Genomic DNA, 21,316 nt, shown 5'->3' with positions numbered 1-21,316 from the left:
ACTGGCGGCTAGCAAATCGTACCCGGCTTGACCAGTGGCGGTCACGGCATGCTCGCGGGAGGGTTGATGCCCGCGCCAAAGCCCCCTAAAGCTCGCGCGCATTTTCACCCCGCGTCTTAACAGGGCAGGCCCCTTTCCGGCCCCGCCTCACATTGCAGGCCCTTCGATGATCAGCTTCTTTCGTTCGTTCTTCCAGTCCAAGATCGGCCTTGCGATCAGCTTTATCTTTCTGGCGCTGATTGCGGTCGCTTTTGCCGCCTCCGATGTGACCGGCGGCGCAACCTTTGGCGGAGTGAGCAGCGAGAGCGTCGCCGAAATCGACGGCGATGGGATCGGGACGGCCGAGTTCTCTGCGACTGTCAGCAATGCCTTCAACCAGTATCGCCAGGACAATCCGCAACTCGACATGACCGCGTTCGATGAACAGGGCGGGATCGACGGCATCCTCGAGCAGATGATCGGCAGCTACGCTGCGTCGGCGTTTGGCGACAGCATCGGCCTGGGTGCGAGCAAGCGATTGGTCGATAGCGAGATTTCCGGAATTCAGGCCTTCAAGGGCGCCGATGGCCGCTTCGACGAGACGCTGTTCCGCAATGCGCTCGCCCAGCAGGGCCTCACCGAAGCGCGTGTCCGCGCCGATATCGAGCGCGGTCTGATGACCGACCAGCTGGTGGTTCCGGCAACCTTTGGTGCCAAGATGTCCGAGCAGATGGCGCTGCCTTATGCCGGTCTGGTGATCGAAGGCCGCGAGGGCGAAATCGCGTTCGTGCCGTCGGGGGCGTTCGCGCCCCGCACCGCACCCACCGCCGAGCAGCTTCAGACCTTCTTTACCCGCAATTCCTCGCGCTACCGCATTCCCGAGCGCAGGGTGCTGCGGTTTGCGACCTTCATGACCGACCGCTTTCGCGATCAGGTGAAGATCAGCGATGCCGAGATCGCCGCGCTCTACAAGCAGCGGTCGGCGGAGTTCGCCGCCACCGAAAAGCGCGACCTGGAACAACTGATCGTTCCTACCGAGGCTGCCGCAAAGGCGATTGCCGCAAAGATCAACGGCGGGACCAGCATGGCCGCAGCCGCAAGAGAGGCCGGGCTTGAACCGGTTGAACTGGGCCTCCAATCAAAGGCTGAGGTTACTCGGGTGACATCACCTGCAGTGGCCAACGCGGTGTTCAGCACAGCGGCAGGCAAGGTCGCGGCCCCTGCCCGATCCGCATTGGGATGGCACGTGGTCCGTGTCGACAGCGTTACGGCAATTGCCGCGCGCAGCCTCGCCCAGGTCCGGCCCGCGCTGGAAAATGAGCTCGCGCAGGAAAAGCTGCGTCAAACGGTGTCGGACTTTACCGCCGATCTGGAAGACCGCATCGCCGATGGTGCTTCGCTGGCCGATATCGCCAAGGACGAAAATCTGACGCTTGAAACCAGCCCCGAACTGCTCGCCAACGGCCAATCACCTACCAATCCCGATTTCGCGGCGATTGGTGCCTATCAGGCGATGTTGCCGGTAGCGTTTTCGCTAGAGGAAGATGCCGGGCCGCAGCTGGCCGAGGTACAGCAGGGTACGGAGTTTGTGGTCTTCGAGGTTCAGGAGATCAAGCTTGCTGCCCCGCCACCACTCGCTTCGATCCGCGAGCGGGTCGCAAGCGACTGGGCAATTGCGCAGGGCCTGAGCGCGGCTAAAGCGCTTGCGGACAGCATTGCCAAGACATCGCGGACATCGGCTGCGCTGGCCAAGGCGGTCAGCGAATCCAAGGTGCCGCTGCCGGGGATCGAAAAGATCGCCACCAATCGCCAAACAATCACCCAACAGCAGGGCCGCGTGCCGCCGCCGGTAGCGTTGCTGTTCAGCATGGCCGAAGGCACCACCAAGGTGCTTGAAGGGCCCAACCGGAGCGGCTGGTTCATCGTCCACCTGACCAAGATCAACCGCGGCGATGCGACCAAGGTTCCCGAGCTGTTGCTCGCCACCCGCACCCAGCTGGGCCAGGTTGTTGCAGAGGAATATGCCCAGCAGCTGATGGCCGCGATGAAGTCCGCTACCAACGTGAAGCGCAATCCGGCGGCGATCAAACGCGTGAAGGACCAGCTCACCGGCCGCACCCGAGAGAATTGATGCCCGGCACCACGAGCCAGAATGTCGCTCAAGCCGCAAAGGCCCTGGCAGACGGCCGATCGGCGCTGATCTGGCGGCGGCGTATTGCCGATACCGAAACTCCGGTATCGGCGGCGCTCAAGCTGATCGAACCCGAGCGCGGCGATTTTCTGCTGGAATCGGTCGAGGGTGGCGAGACGCGCGCACGTCACAGCTTTGTCGGCATCGCGCCCGACCTGGTATTCCGCGCCTCGGGCGAGAGCGCCGAGATCAACGCAAACTGGGCGATCGACCGCACCGACTTCGCGCCCTGCGCCGAAGGATCGCTGCAGGCGCTGCGCAATTTGGCCGCGCGCTGCCGGATGGATGTTCCCGCCGAACTGCCGCGCGCGCTGGCGTTCCTGGTCGGCTATTTCGGCTATGAAACCATCGGCCTGGTCGAGCATCTGCCACGCGCGCCGCAGTCCGAGCTTGCGCTACCCGACATGCTGTTCGTTCGGCCCACGGTGCTGCTTATCTTCGACCGGCTAAAGGACGAGCTTTTCCTGATCGCTCCGGTCTGGGCCGAGGGCGAAATCGATCCCGAACGCCAGATCGCGGCCGCTGAAGAACGGCTCGATGCCGCCGAGCGCGCGCTGCAGGCAGCGCTGCCTGCGCCGTCGCGCGATGGCGATGCCGATCCGCTGGCGCTTGTCCCCTCGCCCGTGCTGGCGCCGGGTGCCTATGGCGAGATGGTACTCAAGGCCAAGGCCTATATCGAAGCAGGCGACGTGTTCCAGGTGGTGCTCGCGCAGCGCTTCACCGCGCCGTTCACGCTGCCGCCGATCGAGCTCTACCGCGCGCTGCGCCGGGTGAACCCCTCGCCGTTCCTCTATTTCCTCGATCTGCCCGGCCTCGCGCTGATCGGGTCCAGCCCCGAGATTCTGGTGCGGGTGCGCGATGGCGAGGTCACGATCCGCCCGATCGCGGGAACCCGTCCGCGCGGCAAGACACCAGCGGAAGATATCGAGAACCGCACCAGCCTGCTCGCCGACCCCAAGGAGCTCGCCGAGCACCAGATGTTGCTCGATCTGGGGCGCAACGATGTCGGACGCGTGGCCAAGGCCGGAACGGTGCGCGTCACCGACAGCTTCACCGTCGAGCAGTACAGCCATGTGATGCACATCGTCAGCAATGTGGTCGGCGAACTGGTGGAAGATCGCGACGCCATCGACGCGCTGTTCGCAGGCTTCCCCGCAGGCACTGTCAGCGGCGCGCCCAAGGTACGCGCATGCGAGATCATCGCCTCATTGGAGCCTGAGACACGCGGCGCTTATGCGGGCGGCGTCGGCTATTTCGCCCCCGATGGCTCGGTCGACAGCTGCATCGTGCTGCGCACCGCAATCGTTCGCGATGGCACGATGCACGTCCAGGCGGGTGCAGGCATCGTTGCCGACAGCGTTCCCGAATATGAACAGCGCGAATGCGAGGCCAAAGCCGGCGCGTTGTTCGCGGCCGCGCGCGAGGCGCTGCGGCTGGCCAGCGAAACGGGGTACGGGCAGTGATCCTTGTCATCGATAACTACGACAGCTTCACCTACAACCTCGTTCATTATCTGATGGAACTCGGGGCAGAGGTCCGCGTCGAGCGCAACGATGCGCTGAGCGCGCGCGAGGCGATTGCAACCAACGCGCAGGCGTTCCTGATCTCGCCGGGACCGTGCACGCCCAACGAGGCGGGAATTTCGCTCGATCTGGTCGCGGCCTGCGCCGATGCTGGCAAACCTTTGCTCGGTGTATGCCTGGGGCACCAGTCGATCGGCCAGCATTTCGGCGGCGAGGTCATCCGTGGCGGGCTGATGCATGGCAAGACATCGCCGGTGAAGCACGATGACAGCGGCGTTTTCGCAGGGCTCCCCTCGCCGTTCCAGGCGACGCGGTATCACTCATTGGTTGTGCCCGAAGCGAGCCTGCCGCCCGAGCTGCAGGTTAATGCGCGCGTCGCGGTGAATGACAGCACGACCCCGCACGTGATGGGCTTTCGCCACGCGACCCTGCCGATCCACGGCGTCCAGTTCCACCCCGAAAGCATCGCAACCCAGCACGGTCACCGGATGCTCGCCAATTTCATGGAGTTGGCAGGGATCGACGTCCGCCCGATGCGCGCGGAGTTGCTCGCATGACCCGTCTGCCCGATACCACCCATCCGCTGAGCCGCGACGATGCCGCACAGGCTTTCGCCGCGATCCTCGACGGAACGGTCAGTGACGGCGCGATCGCGCAGTTCCTTGTTGCCCTGTCAGAGCGTGGCGAGACCGCAATCGAGATCGCTGCCGCTGCCCAGGCCTTGCGCGACCGGATGATTGCAGTGCCAGCGCCCGGCAACGCCATCGACGTCTGCGGCACCGGAGGCGATGGCCACCACAGCCTCAACGTCTCGACCGCAGTCTCGCTGGTTGTCGCCGCGCGCGATGTGCCGGTCGCCAAGCATGGCAACCGCGCGGCATCGTCCAAGGCAGGCGCCGCCGATACGCTCGAGGCCTTGGGGATGGACATGGCCGCCGCTGGTGCGACCGCCGAGCAATCACTCGCCGAAATTGGCATCTGCTTCCTGTTCGCGGTCAATCACCATCCCGCGATGCGTCGAATCCAGCCGATCCGCCAGCAGATTGGCAAGCGTACGATCTTCAACCTGATGGGGCCGCTCGCCAACCCGGCACGGGTCAAACGCCAGCTGATCGGCATCGCACGCCCGGGCTATGTCCATGTCTATGCCGAGGCGCTCGACATTCTGGGCACCGAGCATTCGCTGATCGTCTCGGGCGATGAAGGGCTCGACGAATTGTCACTGGCTGGTGGCAACGAGGTTGCCGATATCGGCGCGGACGGCGTGATCATGAAGCGCTGGACCGCTGCGGACGCCGGGTTGCCTGTCCACCCGATCGAGGCCATTCGCGGCGGCGATGCGGCATTCAACGCAGCCGCGTTGCGCCGCCTGCTCCAGGGCGAAACCGGTGCCTATCGCGATGCGGTGCTGTTCAACGCTGCCGCTGCGCTGCTGATCGCGGGCGAAGTCGAAAGCCTCGCGGATGGCGCGGAAGAGGCAGCAGAGGCGATTGACAAGGGGCTGGCCAACGCCCTGCTCAATTGCTGGATAGACTTTACGAAAGCAGCTGCATGAACAAGCTCGAGGAAATCTGCTCGGTCAAGAAAATCGAAGTCGAGCGGCGCAAGGGCCTGACCAGCCTTGCCGAGTTGGAGAAACGCGCCAGCGACGCCAGCGCGCCGCGCGGCTTTGCCAAGGCGTTGGTCCAGGCTTCGCTGGACGGCTTCGGCCTGATCGCCGAGATCAAGCGCGCCAGCCCGTCGAAGGGCCTGATCCGCAGTGATTTCGATCCGGCGGCGCATGCAGCTGCATATCAGGAAGGCGGTGCAGCGTGCCTCTCGGTGCTCACCGATGTGCCCTATTTCCAGGGACATGACGATTACCTGCTCGCCGCGCGCGCCGCATGCGACCTGCCCTGCCTGCGCAAGGACTTCATGGTCGATGTCTGGCAGGTCGCCGAAAGCCGCGCTCTCGGCGCCGATGCGGTGCTGATCATCGTCGCCGCGCTCGATGATGCGACGATGGCGGATATTGAAACCGCCGCGCTCGACTACGGCATGGATGTGCTGATCGAAGTCCACGACGAAGCCGAACTCGAACGCGCGCTCAAGCTGCGCTCGCCCCTGATCGGGGTCAACAACCGCGATCTGCGCAGCTTCGATACCGACATCGCCAACACCGAGCGGCTGGTGAAGCTGATCCCCGAAGGCTATATCCCGGTCTCGGAAAGCGGCATCGACACGCATGACGATTGCGTGCGCCTCAGCCAGCACGGGGTGCGCACGTTCCTGGTCGGAGAATCGCTGATGCGACAGGATGACATCACCCGCGCCACCCGCCTTCTGCTGACCGGATCAGCCGACTGATGGCCGACCTTACCCACCTCGATGCCAGCGGTGCGGCGCACATGGTCGATGTCTCCGCCAAGCCCGACACTGTCCGAGAGGCGGTGGCCGAGGGCGCGATCAGCATGGCGCCAGCAGTGATCGCCGCGATCCGCGCGGGCGATATCAAGAAGGGCGACGTGCTGGGCACCGCGCGTATTGCAGGCATCATGGCGGCCAAGCAGACCAGCAGCCTGATCCCTTTGTGCCATCCCCTGCCAATCAGCAGCGTTTCGGTCGAATTCGATTATACCGACACCGGCGTGCGGGTCGAAACACGGGTGCGCACCTCGGGCAAGACCGGGATCGAGATGGAAGCGCTGACCGCTGCCAGTATCGCGCTGCTGACGATCTACGACATGGCCAAGGCGATGGACAAGGGCATGGTCATCGGCCCCGTGCGGCTGCTCGCCAAGAGTGGCGGCAAATCGGGCGAATGGGTGGCGGGATGAACGGGTCTGGCGGCCTCATCCCGCTGGACGAGGCCCAGGCGCGTCTTTTTGCGCTCGCGCGGCCTAAGCCCCCGGTCGAGATCGCACTCGTACAGGCTTGCGGCCATGTGCTCGCGCAGCCACTGTTGGCCACCCGCAACCAGCCCGCCGCTGATCTGTCCGCAATGGATGGCTATGCGGTGAGCGCTGACGACATGCCCGGCCCCTGGACGCTGATCGGCGAAAGCGCGGCGGGGCGACCCTTTAGGCGCGCAGTCAAACGGGGGGACGCCGTACGCATCTCGACCGGCGCGATCGTTCCTGCCGGGGCCGACACCATCGTCGTGCAGGAAGACATCCGGGTCGATGGCACCACGGTTGTCCTGACTGGAGATGGTCCCGCAACACCGGGCGCGCATATCCGCCGTGCGGGGCATGATTTCGCCGACGGGGCCTTACTGGCACCTGCAGGTACGTGCGTTGACGCTCGCGTTATCGCACTTGCCGCGATGGCGGGGCATGGCACGCTCAGCGTGCACGCACCGGTGCGTGTGGTGATCCTGAGCACTGGCGATGAACTGGTCGCACCAGGGACACCGCTTCCCAGCCCGGCGCACATTCCCGCAAGCAATGGCGTCATGCTGTCGGCCATGCTGCACCGGCTCCCGGTCGATATGAATATGCCCGCGCTGCTCGCCGACCGGCTCGATGGCATTGCCGCCGCGCTCGCGGACCATCGCGACGCCGATATTATCGTCACCACCGGTGGTGCATCGGTGGGCGATCATGACCTGATCCAGCCTGCATTGCTCGAGAGCGGTGGGTCGGTTGACTTCTGGCGGATCGCGATGCGCCCGGGCAAGCCGGTGATGGTGGGGCGGTTGGGCAATGCCATCGTGCTGGGCCTGCCGGGCAATCCCGTCTCGGCCTATGTCACGGCGCTTCTGTTGCTGCTGCCGCTGGTCAGAACTTTCGCGGGATATCAGGAAGTTCTGCCGCATATTCGCCAAGCTGCCGCAAGCGTTCCATTTTCTGCCAATGGCGCGCGGCAGGACTTCATGCGCGCGCGGTTGACCGATTCCGGGCTGGTACCCGTTTCAAGCCAGGACAGTGGCGCGCTCTCATCACTGCTAGCCGCCGATGCGCTGGTCATCCGCGCCGCGCATCAGCCCGAGACGCTCGCAGGCGAACCGCTCGACTATATTGCGCTTGGCTGATGCCGCACATACAAGCCCTTGACCTGACCGGGTTTGTTTCGTAATTGTTCCGCATTCGTTCGACCGCCGACCCACCGGCGCAGAAAGGAACATTCGGAATGCTGACCCGCAAACAACACGATCTCATCCGCTTCATCCAGGTCCGGCTGGAGCAAGACGGCATTTCCCCCTCGTTCGAGGAAATGAAGGAAGCGCTGGATCTCAAGTCCAAATCGGGTGTGCATCGGCTGGTCAGCGCGCTCGAGGAACGCGGCTTCATCCGCCGCCTGCCCAACCGTGCCCGGGCGCTTGAGATTCTCAAGCTTCCTGAAGCCAGCGTCAAGCCGCGCGCCAAGGAACTGGCCGCCGCTGCGGTTGCCAAGAGCAACGTCGTCAGTCTCGAGACCGCGCGCAAGGCGCAGGTCCCGGCGCCGAAGCCCGCGAACAACAACGTGCTGGAAATTCCGCTGCACGGTCGCATCGCCGCAGGCGCACCGATCGAGGCGTTCGAAGGCACCGAGATCCTCCCCGTTCCCGCCGCGCTGCTGGGCAGCGGTGAGCATTACGCGCTTGAAGTGTCGGGTGATTCGATGATCGAGGCGGGGATACTCGATGGCGACTATGCGCTCATCCTGCGCACGGAGTCGGCACGTGATGGCGAGATCGTCGTCGCGCTGGTTCGCGGCGAGGAAGCCACGCTGAAATACCTGCGCCGTGAAAATGGCCGGATCCGGCTCGACCCCGCCAACGCCTCGCACGCACCGCAATTCTATGCGCCGCACGAGGTGCAGGTCCAGGGCAAGCTCGCAGGCCTACTGCGCCGCTACCACTAACCGGCCCGGGCGCGCCCGAGGGCGCTGTAATCGTTGAATTTGATGAAGATGGTCGGGGAGACAGGATTCGAACCTGCGACCCTCTGCTCCCAAAGCAGACGCGCTACCAGGCTGCGCCACTCCCCGACCCTGGACTTCTCGGCATAAGCCGCTCGATGGACCGGCGCAGTGCACGGGGCACTTCACCATCACTCGGAATGCTGCATACTAGGATGCCGCGTCCGCGCCATATCGAGCGGGGTGTCTAGCCCGTTGGCCCGGGATTGCAACCCATGAAACGCCTGAGAGGCCAGTTTCGCACCGTTGCACGCCAACATCCGCTTTTCGAGCCGGCGTAGCGGGCTGAGGATCGCTCAGCGCGCCTTGGCGGCGGTCGCTTCGATCTCGATCAGGAAATTGGGACCCGCGAGCCCCGCTACCTGAACAGTCGAACGCGCGACGAGATTGGGGTTTTTGGCGGTTCCGAAGAACTCGCGATAGCCCGCATTGAAGCCGGCAAAGTCCATCTTGCCACCGAGCTTGGGATCTCCGACGACAAACACGGTCAGCTTGACGACATCGGACATCGCATACCCTTGCTTGGCCAGCGCCGCTTCGATCTTTGTGAAGGTGCTGATCGTCTGGGTTTTCGTATCGCCATACGCTTCGATACCGTCTGTCTTGGTTGGGTCGATCGGGCTGGCGAGCTGTCCGCTGAGCATCAGCACCTCGGCGCCAGGCGGAATGGTGACCCCGTTGAGGATGATAGCCGGAGCCGGGTTGGCGTGGCGAACGATCGACTGGGCCTGCGCGGCTGTGGTGCAGGCGATCAGGGCTGCGGCCGAAATGAGAGCTTGGTGGATCAAGGAGCTGTCCTTTCTAAGTTTCATGACGCGGTGCAGTGTTGAAATCGACGATGGCGGCAACTGCAGTTGCGGGGCCCGGCGCAGTGAACAGCTTTTTGGCTGGCTGGGCAATGCGGGATGCGTGTTCACCATTGCAGCCGGGCATCGCTAGACCATCGCGCGGCGACGTTCGGTGACATTGCGGTCGGCCATCTGCTGGACAAGCGCTGCCACGCCGGCATGCGCGGATTGCAAGGCACCTTCCTGCCATCCCGGCGTCTGGCTGAGCGCAGCGCTCGCAAAGAGGATACGCCCCTCGGGCTGGCACAGCAGGCGATACGCGGGGGTGTCGGTCGCAGCATGCTCCCGCGGCCTGCGATCGGGTGTCCAGTTGGGCCACGGGCCCAGGCTGTGCGGCACCTTTTTCCAGTTGACGGCCAGCGGCGCGCTGCAATCGGCGCCATGGCCGGGGTGAACCCGCTCGATCGCGGCGCGGGCCATCGCGATCTGTTCGGCAATCGGACGCCTGGCAAACGCCCTTCCCGGCTCGCCCGAACTGTAACAGCCCACGATCATGCCGCGTTCACTGTGCATCCCCCACGAAGGGTACCAGATAAGGCTGGTCTCACCGCCGACAAAGGTCAGCCCGCCATAGATCTGATCTTGTTCCCAAAAGCGCGGTGCATCGAATGCGATCTTATTCGAATCGTCATAGACCACACCGGCGATCGCCTCTGCGACCGGCCTGGAGAAATTGGCGTCGATCTTTGCCAGCACCGGAAACGGAATCGTGCACACGCAGTAGTCCGCGCTAATCGTCTGGGCGCTGCCGGACCTGGTATCGATATACGCGGTATCGACACCCGTCGGGCTCTGGCGAATCTGCCGGACCTCGGCGTCAAGCACTACGCGCCTTTTTAGGTTTCGTTCGATCCCCAAGGGAATCTGGTCCATTCCGCCAACCGGCTGGAACATCGTCGCCTGCATGTAGAGATTGTCGTCGAAGCCCATCATCGCAAGCTGCTCGTTGGCGAGCAGATCGGCCAACGGAACCGGTTCAGATGGGGTTTCGAAGCTGGAAATACCTGCGCCCGGCCCGGTTTTGAAACCTGATCGGGTGGTGCCCTTGAACGCATACCCGTCCTCAAGATCGCCATAGGCCTTGAGGAACGGAAGCAGCTTGGCTTTTTCGTCTAAGCTCAACGCCTGGTCGAGCGCGCCCTGGTTGACCGCCTTGGCGAGCAGTTCGGCGACATGCCCGCGCATGTCGTTGACTGCGGTCCGCATCCGCAGCCTGCTGCCGTTCCTTGCGACCAGATAGGCCGAGCGGCTCGAATTGACCTCGACCTCGAGCGGTACGCCAAAGCGTTTGGCATAGCCCAGCACGCCCTGGTGAAAACTGGGCAGCCGCGCAGGCCCCGCGTTGAAATACAGCCCTTCAGAGAAACGCGCCGTCTGCGGCTGTTCGCCGACCATCTCGACCGTATCGCCATCGCGCACCGTCCAGGCCTTGCCGCCGACCCGGTTGCGCGCCTCCAGCACGGTGACTGAAAAGCCGCGCTGTTCGAGCTCATACGCCGCCACCAGCCCGGCAAAACCTGCTCCAAGGACGACAACGGTGTGGCCTCGGCCCAGATCCGCGGGCATATCGGGCAAAGGCCTGGCATTGGCGACGCCAAACCATCCCATCGATTGCATCGCGCCGGCAGCGGCTGCAATGCCGCCCACTGCGCCAATGCGTTGCAGCATGCTTCTGCGTGTAATCATCCCCGAATGCCCCCATTCCAGTCAATGCAGGCCTTCAGTTCATCCTATCCCAAAAAGCGGTTCTTGTCCGGAACGCAGGCGCGCACGCGGGACCGCTTTATTGTACAGTGAAATACAAAATGGTCGCAAAGAGACACGATCGAAGCCGTGACTGACGGTATCGACGCGACCTTCGCAGGTTGCAAAATTTCCAAGCTCGACTGACTCGAGATTGAAACATTGTTCATTTTTTTCGGCAAGCGAAATATTGTTCCGGCAGGGTTTCGGCGTGCGACGCAGCATAGCATTGCCCGCAGCGATTAAGCCCGTGCCACCGCACGTGGCGCGATGAGCGCAAAGCTGCCTTGCCTGAATGCTGGGGAAAGTGGTGGGCCCGGAGGGACTCGAACCCCCGACCTAGCCGTTATGAGCGGCCAGCTCTAACCAACTGAGCTACAGGCCCGTCCCGGCTGTGCCAATGGCGCGGTTAGCCCAGCCATGGGCGATGATGCAAGAAGGAAAAACGGTGTGCCGCGATCTGCGCTGAAGACGAAGCATTAGCGTCCGATGGCAGCGTCGATTTCCGCAATGCTGGTCGGTTGGACGTCGCGGGCGGCAAGATAGGAAAAGACCTGGTGCCACCACTCGAATAACGCATCGACATCCGCTTGCGCCCGAACATAGGGCGTGTAGCCCGGACGAAGTGACGGCGAATGAAACGAGAAATTGAGGATCGGCAATCCGTCGTCGAGCGCGATGTCGATGCCGCGGATCACCTCGGTGACAGAGATCCCTTCAGGTGTCAGCGAAATCCGTTCCAACAACCGTCCGCGTGCCATCAGCGATTTGGTCAGCCCGGCCATCTGCGCCAGCGGAAACACGGTACCCTGACGTCGTAAAAGGCCCCAATAAACCGAGGTTACCGGCAGCTCGACAATGCCCAGCGTCCTGTCCAGCCAGTATGGCTCGAGCGGGAAACTCGAGAAATTCGGTCCATCGGCTTTGCTGTAATCGAAATTTGCGCGCACCGAGGTGTCGAACCGTACCCCTGCATCTCGCAGAAGGTTGAGGGTTTCAGGTCCGATGCCGTAACGCCCGGCACGATAAGCGATCGGTTGCTTTCCTGTTGCCTGGGTGATCGCGTCGCGCAGCGCGAAGAATTTTGCCCGTTCGAGCTCTGGTGGCAAGTTACCGGCGTAGCTGTTGCGCTGTGTCACTTCCTCATCGAACGGTGGATTGACCCAAGGGTGCAATTGGATGCCCACTTCGGCACGCCCTTCACGGACCAGTGCGCCGTAGATATCTCTCCCCCGCGGATCGGAAATGACCGGCCAATCGACCAGATACAGAGGCGTTACGCCATATTGCTCGCACAGTTTCTGAAAATCGGTAATGGCTTCGAGTGCATCGAGCGAATAGCCTTCGCGCTGGATCGGCCGGGTCCAGTCAAATTCTTCCTCTACGTCGATTGTAATCAAATAGCGCTGACCGAAACCAGGGGAGAAGCGGACGAAATCGTCCTTGCCCGGCAGTCTTGCAAAGGTCATTCACGCCGCCTTGGTTGTACGGGGTCGCAGTCTGCCAGCCGGTGCCCCCAAGCCCTAGGCCCGCCTGCGCTCGGACAGCTTAGGATCGCACCGCTTCTGCGCTAATCCCGGCGCATGGCAAGGTCAAGCGCAGAGCATGGGCGTCGATTGACAGTTCGCCGCCCTGCGCCGCCAGCAGGTTTCGCACCAGACGCAGACAAAAACCCAGACCCAGCAACGGACCGCCATCGCCCTGCCCGGCCCCGGACCGATCGACATCGAACAAACCGTCCTCATCCATCCCCGCGAGCGACAGCGGACGACCAAAGCTCAGCTCGATCGCTTCTGCCCGCTTGGTGAACGACAGGTGGAGAGTCTCGCCTGGCGCACAGCTGCCGATCAGGGCACCCGCCAGGCGGGGGACGATACGGTCAATCGCTTGTGGTGACATCGTGACCACGCTTCCTGTGGGGGTAGCGCCAAGCGTGAGCTGGGCACCCGACTGGTCCAGCAACGGCTGCACCCGTCCCCTCAAACGTTCAATCACGTCATCCAGCGAAACATGTCCTGCAGGGTCATCGATCGCGTTGCGGTCAAGGCGAAGCGCGGTGTCCAGATCGTCGAACCCGCTCAGCAGCTGCCGTGCATCCTGGCGGATGCGAAGCGCCATGTCGCGGTACTCTGCAGTGACCGGGCCGAACAATTGCTGCTCGATGATTTCGGAAAATCCCATGATCGCGTTGAGCGGGGTGCGCAGTTCATGAACGATCTGGCGCAGACCATCGCGCCCAGAGAGCATAGCGCTGTCCTCTTGCGGACCGGCGCTTTCCCACGCCATCGGACGGCGCATGACACCGTTGTATCCGATGAAACGACCGGTGGCGCGGTCGAACGCAGGGTCGGCATCGATCCGCCATTCGCCCGAGAGGCCGGCTGCATTGCCCAGATTGGCGCGGCCCCCGCGCACCGGCATGCGGCGGCTGAAGGCGGTCGCGACCGAGGCATCGACCCCGCGAAAGCCAGCCATCGCAGGAAGCGCAAGCGAAAGTCCGTAAACCGCTCCCAGCGCAACGCCGGTTGCACCGGACACTGCACCATCGACCCCGGTGGCAAACCGGAAATGCTCGTGCGCTGGGGCCTTTGGCTCTTCGATGGTCGGGGCGGCGGCGGCATCAACCGAGGCAATCTTCGCGGTTTCCGGCACGCGATCACGAGGTGAATCGTCCCGACCTGTATCATCATTTTGATCTGCTAATTGCTGATCTGCGGCGTCCCGTTCATCTTGCCCCAAAGCCGCACCCAGACGATTCCAGTCCTGAACGGCGGGAACCGGCCGATCTTCGAGCGCCTGCTTGAAGCGCACTTCCTGCAATGCCTCAATGCGCTTGACGATGTCGCCGATGCTTTGCGGGCCACCGACTTCAGCAACGGCTGCATCAATCACGCTAACGTCGCCAGGATGATCCTCGGCTGGCTCGCTGGCGATTACCGGTGCGGCCGCATCGGCTTGCCGGGCGAGGACTGCACCTGATTCATTGACCTCAGCCAGGGGCTGCGGAGGGGGCAATGCGACCGGCTCGGCGATCACTTCGGCGTGGCGTGCTCCGTCTGGAAGCGCAGTGTCGTAAAGACCCAGTTGCTCGAGCAACCGGCGCGTCCGGGGCCCAAGGTCCCTTCGATGCCGCAGAAACCCGCGCGCCCGCGTGGGAAGGGCTGGCACCAGCGCCGCCCATTGGTCGTCATCAAGCCGCGCCGCCCGGATGGCAGCGCTGGCCACAGCGGGTGTTTCCGACGCCAGATATTGCACCAGCACAGGAGACACTAACCGCCCCGACAGACACTGTATCGTCGAAAGCCGGTCGGAGTCGTCGATCGCGCTGCGCAGCATATGAATACGCGCTAAGGCAGGCGCGTGCCGCTCGTCCACCGCAGCGCCGCCGATCTGGCCCAGAATGTCGACCAGCTGCCGATATTGCGCGACCGCGCCGGTTCCGGCGGGAACTGCACCAGCGAGAACCGTGCTCAGGCGATCATCGAAGTGCATAGCGTCCAGAAGTCCTCGGGCGGATTGAAGATAGAGCCCGAACGGGCACCGGCGTTACTTGCCTGTATCAACGCTCGGGCCATAGGGATAGCCAGTGCGGGTGCCCGACGGAAGTAGGGTTTTTGCTACGTCGCAATGTGGGACAATTGCGTTACCGCACAATTATATTATAGGTGGGCTTCGACTTGTTGCGGAAAATTTCTGCAAGGGTCGGTTTTCCCGCTGGTTCCGCGCATTTGCCTCGATTCAACGGCAGCTGCGAATGGATCCACGGCATGACAGGGGATCAAGTGTGTCAAGTCTGGACCAAATCGACCGGCAATTGTTGACCAAGCTGCAGGACGAGGGGCGTATCACCAATGTCGAACTGGCCAGCCGCGTGGGGCTGACCGCGCCGCCCTGCCTGCGCCGGGTGCGCGCGTTGGAGGATGCCGGGATCATCCGCGGTTATCATGCGGATTTAGACCCACAAAAGCTCGGCTTTGCGATTACGGTGTTTGCTATGGTCAGCCTGAAAAGCCAGGCAGAAAGTGACCTCAAGGCATTCGAAGACCATGTCAGCACGCTCGCCGAGGTGCGCGAATGCCACATGTTGAATGGTGAAATCGACTTCATCCTCAAGATCGTGGCGCGCGACCTTCAGGAGTTTCAAGCTTTCCTGACCTCCAAGCTGACACCGGCAGCAAACGTCGCCAGCGTCAAAACGTCGTTGACGATCCGGACATCGAAACAGAAGCCTGGCGTCCCGCTCGACGAGTAACCGCCATACCCAATAAGAAATAGGCGGGGCTGGATATCTCCAGCCCCGCCCATTTTCCATGAGATAAGCTCTAGGTCAGGCAGCCGGGGCTGCTGCAGCGCCTCCGCCAGACTTCTGATCGATGTACACCGTCCAAAGCTGGGCGATCGGAGCGCGAGCACCGGTAACGCCGCCGAGGGTCTGACGCGCAGGCTCATATTTGCCCTGGGCGACCTGCGAGATCGCCTGGACCATCATCGCGCGCTCCTTGTCCTCGACATTTTTGGTGAGCGCAAGTGCTGCGAGTTCCTCGGCCTCGGCATACTGCTTGTTGGCAAGCAGCGCATCGGCGGTTGCGAGCGTTACCGTCGCTGTAGCCTTGCCGCGCGAATCGCGAACCGAATCGGGCAATGTGGCGACATATTCGGCGCGGCTGTTACCGGCCAAGGTCGCCTGCTCTTTGAAGTACGCGTCGCTGGACGAAATGACGCCAGCAGCCTTGCCTTCCTCGATCAGCGCGAGAACCTCGGTCGGACGACGCGCTGCGCCTGCCGATTCGATATACTCACGGTAGTCGTTGGCGCTCGACAGGCCGCCAGCCATGCGCAGCAACCGCATCGCATCCAGGCTCTGTTCGGTGGTGAAGCCCCTGTTGTCGCTTTGCATGGCGCGAACGACTTCGTTCCATGCGCCGTTGCCGGTATCCGCCCGCATCAACAATTGCGCCCAAACCGCGCTATCGGTCTTGGTCGCGCGTGCGATCTGAAAACCGCGCTTGGCCCAACTGGGCGCATATTGCTTGTCGCCTGCCAACTGCGCTTCCACCGCGCGTTGAAGATACGGCAGCCCCTGCGCCGCAAGCGGGGAATTGGCGGCGTCGATGCTGCGCCCACCCGACTTTTCGATTGCCTCGCCAAAGTGCGCCTCAGCCAACTGGAAGAGGTTCACCGGATTGTTCTGTCCACCTTCGACTGCGGCGGTCAGATGCGTACGTGCGCGACCAAAATCCTTGGCAACCAATGCACGTTCGCCGATGAAGCTGTTGAAGGTCTGGGTTTCGGCTGCGGTCGCTTTGCCGCTGGCCAAGGCATCCTCGATGCCTTTGGTCTGCATGGCTTCATTCTCGGTCTTCAGGCCGATCTGCAGCGTCATTTTGGCGGTGAGGTATTTTTCGTCGGGGCTTGCCGCCACCGCAGCCGCTTCGTTCAGCTTAGCCTCGGCGGTTGCGAAATCATTGGCGCCGAACGCGGTCTGCGATTCGCTGAATGGCGTGCGGAATGCCGGGCTCAGCTCCAACTGCGGGGCTTCGTCCTTGCCCTTCTTGGACTTTTTCTGGGCATAAGCGGCATCGACAGGGAGAGCCAGCGAGACCGCAGTGGTAGCGGCCAGCGCCAGCACCAGGGCCATGGGGAAACGGGAAATGCGACGCATGGTATCCTCCGAACTAAAATTCCGGCCTTGAAATCGCCGGCTGTTACGACCGTTTGGCGGTCGGCTGATGAAGCCGTCCTTAATGACTATGGCAGAAACGAACAACCGGGCTTTGCGGTTCCGGTGTAAAAAGGGAGACCATGCCCCGACTGCGCCTTTGCATGGCATCGGCCGCTCGGCTATGCGCAACCACCTATGATAATCCTGTTGTCGCCCGCCAAGTCCCTCGATTTCGATTCGCCTGCGCCCGCTGTGGAGCCCAGCCCACTGCGTTTCCCGACCGAGACGGACCGCCTTGTTACATCTGCGGCGCGGCTATCAAAAGCCCGGTTGAAACAGATCATGCCGGTCTCCGATGCGCTGATCGACCTCAATTATGGCCGATATCGGGGTTTTCACGATCAGCCCGAACGCCCGGCCGCCTTCGCTTTCAATGGTGATGTTTATTCGGGCCTGGCCGCCCGCACACTCGAAGAGCCGGCGCTCGAATATGCGCAGACGCACTTGCGGATCCTGTCGGGACTGTACGGCTTGCTGAGACCCTTTGACAACATGCGACCCTACCGGCTTGAAATGGGCACGCGCTGGGCGCCGCGACATACCTCGCTTGTGGCGTTCTGGGGCGACCGTATCGCTGAGGCAATTGCAGAGGACCTTGGCTCCACCGGCGGCGACACGGTGATAAATCTTGCCAGCCAGGAGTATTTTGCCGCAGCCGACAAGGGCCTGAAAAAGCGTGGCCTGCGGGTGATCACCGCAGATTTCCGCCAACAGGGACCAAATGGTCCTCGCTTCATCAGCTTCGAGGCCAAGCGCGCGCGTGGCATGGCCGCGCGGTTCCTGTGCGAACATCGCCATACCGACCCTGCAGCGCTCAAGGGTTTCGACAGCGATGGCTATCGCTACGATGCGGACGCCAGCGATGATACGACCTTGCGGTTCATTCGCGCATGACCGATTGCACGGTGATCATCGGCGCGTCGGGTGGCATTGGCGCGGCGATGGCGCGCGAGGCCCAAGCCCGCGGCGCGAAGGTGATCGCTTTGGCACGAAGCTTCACCGGCGATGCGCATATTGATCTGGAAAACGAGCCCAGCATCGTGGCAGCTGCGCACTATGTTAGCAGCCAAGGCCTGGTGCCCACCCGGGTAATCTGTGCCACCGGCCTGCTGCACGCCGACGCGAAAGGCCCCGAAAAGAGCCTCAAGGACATCGACCCCGCCTGGATGGCGCGCAATTTCGCGGTGAACACCATCGGCCCCGCGCTGGTCGCCAAGCATTTCGTGCCGCTGATGCCGCGCAAATCCCCCGCCCTGTTCGCCGCGATCGGAGCGCGCGTTGGCAGCATTTCGGACAACCGGCTGGGAGGCTGGTATGGCTATCGTGCCGCCAAGGCCGCGCTGCACATGACGATCCGCAACATCGCGATCGAATGGTCGCGCCGGAACGACATGTCCATCTGCGTCGCACTACACCCCGGAACAGTCGACACCGGCCTCAGCAAGCCGTTTCAGGGCAATGTCGCCGAGGGTCGCCTGTTCGATGCTGCGTACAGCGCAAAGTGCCTGTTGGACGTGCTTGCGGGGCTCGAGCCTGCCGATTCGGGTGGGATATTCGCCTGGGATGGAGCCGCCATTCAGCCATAAGGGCAGTTGCCACCCAAACGCCTGATTTTGTTGTTGAAAAATCCGCCCTTAAAGCCCGCAAAAGCTGGCATTTTCGTGCCCTCTGGCCTAGAGCCAAAGCCAGACGCAAAAGCGTCACAAAGGCATAAAAGGCGCATGGAATGAACGACCAGACCGCAGCAGCGGAACCCTCCGAAATCGAACGCGTCGACATCGTCGACGAGATGCGGTCCAGCTATCTGGACTATGCGATGTCGGTCATCGTCAGCCGCGCCCTGCCCGATGTCCGCGACGGCCTCAAACCCGTCCACCGCCGCATTCTTTACGCCAGCCATGAAGGCGGCTTCGTCGCCGGCAAGCCCTATCGCAAATCCGCCAAGATCGTTGGTGACGTGATGGGTAACTATCACCCGCACGGCGACAGCTCGATCTACATGGCGCTCGCCCGCATGTCGCAGGATTGGGCGATGCGCGTGCCGCTGATCGACGGTCAGGGCAATTTCGGTTCGATGGACCCCGATGCGCCTGCATCGATGCGTTACACCGAAGCACGTTTGAGCAAAGTCGCGCTCAAGCTGCTGGAAGATATCGAAAAAGATACTGTCGATTTTATCCCCAACTATGACGGCTCGCGTCAGGAGCCGCAAGTGCTGCCCGCGCGCTTCCCCAATCTGCTGGTCAACGGAGCAGGCGGCATTGCGGTGGGCATGGCGACCAATATCCCGCCGCACAATCTGGGCGAGGTGATCGACGGGTGTCTGGCTTGGATCGCCGATCCGATGATCGAGCTCGACGATCTGATGAAGATCATCCCCGGCCCCGATTTCCCGACCGCACCTCTCATTCTGGGCCAGTCGGGTGCGCGCAATGCGTATCAGAAGGGTCGCGGCTCGATCATCATGCGCGCGCGCCACACCATCGAGGAAGGCCGCGGTGACCGCCGTTCGATCGTGCTCACCTCGATCCCCTATCAGGTCGGCAAGAACGCGCTCGTAGAAACCATCGCCGAAGCCGCCAAGGGCAAGGAAGCGCGGATCGAGGGTGTCAGCGACATTCGCGATGAATCCAACCGGCTCGGCGTGCGGATCGTCATCGATCTCAAGCGCGATGCCTCGCCCGAGGTCGTGCTCAACCAGATCTGGCGCTACAGCCCGGCGCAGTCGAGCTTCCCGGCAAACATGCTGGCGATCCGTGGCGGCCGCCCCGAGGTACTCGGCCTCAAGGACATCATCGAGGCGTTCGTCCAGTTCCGCGAGCAGGTCATCACCCGTCGCACCAAATACGAGCTCGCCAAGGCGCGCGACCGCGCCCACATCTTGCTCGGCCTGGTGGTCGCGGTCACCAACATGGACGAGGTCGTCAAGATCATCCGCGGTTCGATCTCCCCTGCCGAGGCACGCGCTGCGCTGCTGGCGCGCGAATGGCCGATCGGCGAGATCGCGCAGTACATCAAGCTGGTCGAGGCGATCGAGGGCGAGCTGGAAGGCGATGTGTACAAGCTGAGCGACCTTCAGGTCCGCGCGATCCTGGATTTGCGCCTGCATCGGCTAACCGCATTGGGCCGTGACGAGATCGGCAACGAATTGAAGGCGCTGGCGCTGGCCATCGAGGAGTATCTTGCGATCCTCGGCGATCGGGCGAAGCTTTACGAAGTGCTGAAGGAAGAGCTCATCGCGGTGCGCGACGAGTTCGCCACCCCGCGGCTTTCGGTGATCGCGCCCGCGTGGGACGGCATCGAGGACGAGGACCTGATCGAGCGCGAGGAGATGGTCGTTACCGTCACGCTGCAGGGCTATATCAAGCGTACCCCGCTCGACGCATTCCGCGAACAGGCGCGCGGCGGCAAGGGCCGTTCGGGGATGGCAACCAAGGACGAGGATGCCGTCACCAGCATGTTCGTCACCTCGACGCATACCCCGGTGCTGTTCTTCTCCACCCACGGCAAGGTCTATCGCAAGAAGGTGTGGCGCCTGCCAGAGGGCGGCCCGGCGACGCGTGGTCGCCCGATGATCAACCTGCTGCCGCTGGCGCAGGGCGAAACCATCCAGACCGTGCTGCCGCTGCCCGAAGACGAGACGAAATGGGCGGATCTGCACGTGATGTTCGCCACCGCCAACGGCACGGTGCGCCGCAACTCGATGGATGCGTTCACTAACATTCCCTCGAACGGCAAGATCGCTATGCGGTTCGACGAGGGATCGGATGACCGGCTGATCGGGGTTGCGCTGCTCACCGAAGGCGACGACGTGCTTCTCGCAACACGCCAGGGCAAGGCGATCCGCTTTGCCGCCACCGATGTCCGCGAGTTCCAGAGCCGCACCTCGACCGGTGTGCGCGGAATGACGCTCAAGTCCGGCGACGAGGTGATCTCGCTCTCAATCCTCTCAGGCTTCGACGCCTCGACCGAAGAGCGCGACAATTACCTGCGCGCCGCTCCCTGGAAGGGCAACGAGGCCGAACCGACACTGCCGCCCGAGCGGGTCTCCGAGTTCGCGCAGGCCGAGCAGTTCCTGCTCACCGTGTGCGCCAACGGCTATGGCAAGCTCTCGTCAGCCTATGACTATCGCCGCACCAATCGCGGCGGCCAGGGCATCACCAACATCGACAATATCAGCCGCAACGGCCCCGTTCTCGCCAGCTTCCCCGCGCATCGCAGCGATCAGCTGATGCTGGTGACCGATCAGGCCAAGCTGATCCGGCTGGGCCTCTCGAGCATGCGCGTCATCGGCCGCAATTCGGCGGGTGTGCGGTTGTTCAACGTCTCGGACAACGAACACGTCGTCAGCGCCGCGCGCATCGCCGAAGAAGAAGCGGCCGAAGATGCAGCCAGCGATGCCGAGCCCGCGCCCGATACGGCCGAGTAA

17 protein-coding genes and 2 tRNA genes are annotated in these 21,316 nt (G+C 62.9%); 12 read left to right on the top strand and 7 right to left on the bottom strand.

Going from position 1 to position 21,316, the window contains the following annotated elements; genetic code table 11:
- Nucleotides 1-166 precede the first annotated feature (166 nt).
- From IEW00_RS07355 to lexA, 8 genes are all read left to right on the top strand, one after another.
- Entirely contained in the window at nt 167-2,110 is a 1,944-nt protein-coding gene (locus IEW00_RS07355) for a peptidylprolyl isomerase (RefSeq protein ID WP_188513706.1), read from the top strand.
- Nucleotides 2,110-3,633 (top strand): anthranilate synthase component I family protein, encoded by a 1,524-nt coding sequence (locus IEW00_RS07350; RefSeq protein WP_188513705.1) that lies wholly within the window; start codon nt 2,110-2,112, stop codon nt 3,631-3,633. Before IEW00_RS07355 ends, IEW00_RS07350 begins: the two co-directional genes overlap by 1 nt.
- On the top strand, nt 3,630-4,250 hold the full coding sequence (locus IEW00_RS07345; RefSeq protein ID WP_188513704.1) for an anthranilate synthase component II: 621 nt from the start codon (nt 3,630-3,632) through the stop codon (nt 4,248-4,250). The genes IEW00_RS07350 and IEW00_RS07345 overlap by 4 nt, the downstream gene beginning before the upstream one ends.
- Nucleotides 4,247-5,248 carry an anthranilate phosphoribosyltransferase gene (gene trpD, locus IEW00_RS07340; RefSeq protein WP_188513703.1) on the top strand — a complete coding sequence of 334 codons (1,002 nt, stop codon included), beginning with the start codon at nt 4,247-4,249 and terminating at the stop codon, nt 5,246-5,248. Before IEW00_RS07345 ends, trpD begins: the two co-directional genes overlap by 4 nt.
- Nucleotides 5,245-6,039, top strand: a complete 795-nt coding sequence (gene trpC, locus IEW00_RS07335) for an indole-3-glycerol phosphate synthase TrpC (RefSeq protein ID WP_188513702.1) — start codon at nt 5,245-5,247, stop codon at nt 6,037-6,039. Before trpD ends, trpC begins: the two co-directional genes overlap by 4 nt.
- Nucleotides 6,039-6,509 carry a cyclic pyranopterin monophosphate synthase MoaC gene (gene moaC / locus IEW00_RS07330; RefSeq protein ID WP_188513701.1) on the top strand — a complete coding sequence of 157 codons (471 nt, stop codon included), beginning with the start codon at nt 6,039-6,041 and terminating at the stop codon, nt 6,507-6,509. The genes trpC and moaC overlap by 1 nt, the downstream gene beginning before the upstream one ends.
- The gene (locus IEW00_RS07325) at nt 6,506-7,705 is read left to right on the top strand and encodes a molybdopterin molybdotransferase MoeA (protein ID WP_188513700.1); all 1,200 of its coding nucleotides are present in this window, start codon (nt 6,506-6,508) and stop codon (nt 7,703-7,705) included. Before moaC ends, IEW00_RS07325 begins: the two co-directional genes overlap by 4 nt.
- A gap of 98 nt (nt 7,706-7,803) precedes the next feature.
- On the top strand, nt 7,804-8,517 hold the full coding sequence (lexA, locus tag IEW00_RS07320; RefSeq protein ID WP_188513699.1) for a transcriptional repressor LexA: 714 nt from the start codon (nt 7,804-7,806) through the stop codon (nt 8,515-8,517).
- 49 nt (nt 8,518-8,566) lie between these two features.
- Here the strand turns inward: lexA and IEW00_RS07315 are convergent.
- From IEW00_RS07315 to IEW00_RS07290, 6 genes are all read right to left on the bottom strand, one after another.
- A tRNA-Pro gene (locus tag IEW00_RS07315) sits at nt 8,567-8,643 on the bottom strand.
- Between the two features lie 227 nt (nt 8,644-8,870).
- The gene (locus tag IEW00_RS07310; RefSeq protein ID WP_229736871.1) at nt 8,871-9,362 is read right to left on the bottom strand and encodes a RidA family protein; all 492 of its coding nucleotides are present in this window, start codon (nt 9,360-9,362) and stop codon (nt 8,871-8,873) included.
- A 147-nt stretch (nt 9,363-9,509) separates the two neighbouring features.
- A complete protein-coding gene (locus IEW00_RS07305; RefSeq protein WP_188513698.1) occupies nt 9,510-11,090 on the bottom strand; it encodes a flavin monoamine oxidase family protein in 1,581 nt (526 codons plus the stop codon).
- Between the two features lie 383 nt (nt 11,091-11,473).
- A tRNA-Ile gene (locus IEW00_RS07300) sits at nt 11,474-11,550 on the bottom strand.
- 94 nt (nt 11,551-11,644) lie between these two features.
- Entirely contained in the window at nt 11,645-12,634 is a 990-nt protein-coding gene (locus IEW00_RS07295) for a polysaccharide deacetylase family protein (protein ID WP_188513697.1), read from the bottom strand.
- Nucleotides 12,635-12,713: 79 nt separating this feature from the next.
- Nucleotides 12,714-14,657: an ATP-binding protein gene (locus IEW00_RS07290; RefSeq protein WP_188513696.1), complete on the bottom strand. Its 1,944-nt coding sequence runs from the start codon at nt 14,655-14,657 to the stop codon at nt 12,714-12,716.
- 292 nt (nt 14,658-14,949) lie between these two features.
- On the opposite strand from IEW00_RS07290, the gene IEW00_RS07285 reads away from it, so the two are divergent.
- Complete coding sequence (locus IEW00_RS07285) at nt 14,950-15,417, top strand: Lrp/AsnC family transcriptional regulator (RefSeq protein ID WP_188513890.1); 468 nt, start codon at nt 14,950-14,952, stop codon at nt 15,415-15,417.
- 75 nt (nt 15,418-15,492) lie between these two features.
- On the opposite strand, the gene IEW00_RS07280 is transcribed toward IEW00_RS07285, so the two are convergent.
- A complete protein-coding gene (locus IEW00_RS07280; protein ID WP_188513695.1) occupies nt 15,493-16,827 on the bottom strand; it encodes a hypothetical protein in 1,335 nt (444 codons plus the stop codon).
- A gap of 195 nt (nt 16,828-17,022) precedes the next feature.
- On the opposite strand from IEW00_RS07280, the gene IEW00_RS07275 reads away from it, so the two are divergent.
- The 3 genes from IEW00_RS07275 (at nt 17,023) to gyrA (ending at nt 21,316) form a co-directional block, all read left to right on the top strand.
- Complete coding sequence (locus tag IEW00_RS07275) at nt 17,023-17,781, top strand: YaaA family protein (protein ID WP_188513694.1); 759 nt, start codon at nt 17,023-17,025, stop codon at nt 17,779-17,781.
- A complete protein-coding gene (locus IEW00_RS07270; RefSeq protein WP_188513693.1) occupies nt 17,778-18,473 on the top strand; it encodes an SDR family NAD(P)-dependent oxidoreductase in 696 nt (231 codons plus the stop codon). The genes IEW00_RS07275 and IEW00_RS07270 overlap by 4 nt, the downstream gene beginning before the upstream one ends.
- A gap of 140 nt (nt 18,474-18,613) precedes the next feature.
- Nucleotides 18,614-21,316 carry a DNA gyrase subunit A gene (gyrA, locus tag IEW00_RS07265; protein ID WP_188513692.1) on the top strand — a complete coding sequence of 901 codons (2,703 nt, stop codon included), beginning with the start codon at nt 18,614-18,616 and terminating at the stop codon, nt 21,314-21,316.

The sequence above is a fragment of the Blastomonas aquatica genome (assembly GCF_014639875.1).
Taxonomy (GTDB): Bacteria; Pseudomonadota; Alphaproteobacteria; order Sphingomonadales; family Sphingomonadaceae; genus Blastomonas; species Blastomonas aquatica.
Note: the sequence above shows the minus strand (reverse complement) of the source record. Positions and strands in the feature narration are given on the sequence as shown.